This is a genomic window from Cupriavidus sp. BIS7 (assembly GCF_000292345.1).
In the GTDB taxonomy this organism is placed as follows: Bacteria; Pseudomonadota; Gammaproteobacteria; order Burkholderiales; family Burkholderiaceae; genus Cupriavidus.
In genome coordinates this window covers 1-2,003 of the sequence record NZ_ALOU01000135.1, presented here as the reverse complement: position 1 = coordinate 2,003, position 2,003 = coordinate 1, and the positions used below count along the sequence as shown (strand labels likewise).

General features: G+C 64.3%; 3 protein-coding genes. All 3 read left to right on the top strand.

Features of this window, described 5'->3' with window-relative positions; genetic code table 11:
• Positions 1 to 633, top strand: a 633-nt coding sequence (gene kdsB, locus B552_RS28040) for a 3-deoxy-manno-octulosonate cytidylyltransferase (protein WP_019452167.1), incomplete at its 5' end; no start/stop codon positions are given.
• Positions 634 to 971: 338 nt separating this feature from the next.
• On the top strand, positions 972 to 1,637 hold the full coding sequence (gene adk / locus B552_RS0126940; RefSeq protein ID WP_019452166.1) for an adenylate kinase: 666 nt from the start codon (positions 972 to 974) through the stop codon (positions 1,635 to 1,637).
• Between the two features lie 144 nt (positions 1,638 to 1,781).
• The coding region (locus B552_RS28035; protein WP_035880504.1) for an SDR family NAD(P)-dependent oxidoreductase at positions 1,782 to 2,003 on the top strand (222 nt) is incomplete at its 3' end.

The following is a 2,003-nucleotide window of genomic DNA, read 5'->3' as shown; positions in this document are numbered from 1 at the left end:
GCCTGCGCGGCGCGCAATGTCGAGGCCGTGCTCACGCGCGCCGATCATCCGTCAGGCACCGACCGTCTTTCCGAAGTGGCGGCGAAGCTTGGGCTGGCCGACGACGCGATCGTCGTCAACGTGCAGGGCGACGAACCGCTGATCGACCCCACGCTGATCGATGAGGTGGCGCTGTACCTGGCCGCTCATCCTGATTGCGCGATTGCCACGGCCGCCCATGCGCTCGACGACGTGGCCGAGGTGTTCAATCCGAACGTCGTGAAAGTGGTCTGCGACAACGCGGGCCGCGCGCTCTATTTTTCGCGCGCGCCGATTCCGTGGGCGCGCGATAGCTGGTCAGCCGTGCCGGCGCAGCCTGCCGCCACGGCGCAGGTGCCGCTGCCGGCCATGCCGGTGCTGCGCCATATCGGCATCTACGCCTATCGTGCAGGCTTCCTGCGCCGCTTCCCGGCGCTGGCAGTCGCGCCGATCGAGCAGACCGAAGCGCTCGAACAGCTTCGCGCCATGTGGCACGGCGAGCGGATCGGGGTCATGGTGACAGCGGCCGCACCTGCTCCGGGCGTGGACACACCGGCCGATCTGGAACGCGTCCGCGCGCTCTGGGCACAGAACATGGCACAGGAAGGCCCGTGACAGCAGTCGCCCGCTGAAGTTCACACTGCTGCAACCTCGGCGGGGGCCGAATCCGCGCGGCCCATGGCATAATGCTTGCCGAAACAGAGCCAGTAAGGCGCGCCAGACGCGCCTTGCAAAGACTCGGTGGGGAGATAGAGATCGAGCCCGACCGGTTGTGCGCCGTTGCCTGTCCTGGCAAATGCAGCGCACCCGGCGCGTCGAGCATGACCTGACTCCGGCACATGCCTAGACCGGCACAGTCAGGCATCGCCGCGTAAGTCTTGCGTCAAGTTGCGGCGTTACCCTCCTTCCATACCTCCCGCCAGACCGAATTCAAATACCTTGAGGACCCGTAAATGCGTTTGATCCTGTTGGGCGCGCCTGGCGCCGGCAAAGGCACGCAAGCCAAGTTCATCTGCGAGAAGTTCGGCATTCCGCAAATCTCCACCGGCGACATGCTGCGCGCCGCGGTGAAGGCCGGTACGCCGCTGGGCATCGAAGCCAAGAAGGTGATGGACGCGGGCGGACTGGTGTCGGATGACATCATTATCGGCCTGGTGAAGGACCGTCTTAAGCAAGGCGATTGCCAGAACGGCTATCTGTTCGACGGATTCCCGCGCACGATCCCGCAGGCGGAAGCCATGAAGGAAGCCGGCGTGGCGATCGACTACGTGCTGGAAATCGACGTGCCGTTCGACGCGATCATCGAGCGCATGAGCGGCCGCCGCGTGCATGTGGCGTCGGGCCGCACTTACCACGTCAAGTACAACCCGCCGAAGGTCGACATGGTCGACGACGAAACCGGCGAGCCGCTGATCCAGCGCGACGACGACAAGGAAGACACGGTGCGCAAGCGTCTGGACGTGTACTCGCAGCAAACCCGTCCGCTGGTCGACTACTACTCGAACTGGGCCGCCAACGGTGATGCATCGGCCACGGTTGCGGCGCCCAAGTACCGCAAGATTGCCGGTCTTGGCGATGTCGACAAGATCACGGCGAGCGTGTTCGAAGCACTGAAGTAAGTCACGAGGCACGCTGTGCTTCAACAGGAAAGCGGCTCTGGGCAACCGGGCCGCTTTTTTATTTGCCGATCGGTTCGTATGGTTCGTAGAATAGGCGCTGATTTACGTTAACGTAAACGGCATTCACAACGAGGAGACAGACGCATGGACATTCAGGGCAACGTATTCATCGTCACCGGCGGCGCATCGGGACTGGGTGCAGGTACGGCGCGCATGCTGGCGGCCGCGGGCGGCAAGGTCGTGATCGCCGATCTGAACGAGGCTGCCGGCACGGCGCTGGCCGCGGAACTGGGCGGCCAGTTCGTCAAATGCGATGTGGCGTCCGAGGCCGATGGCCAGGCCGCCGTCGATGCCGCACTGAAGCTC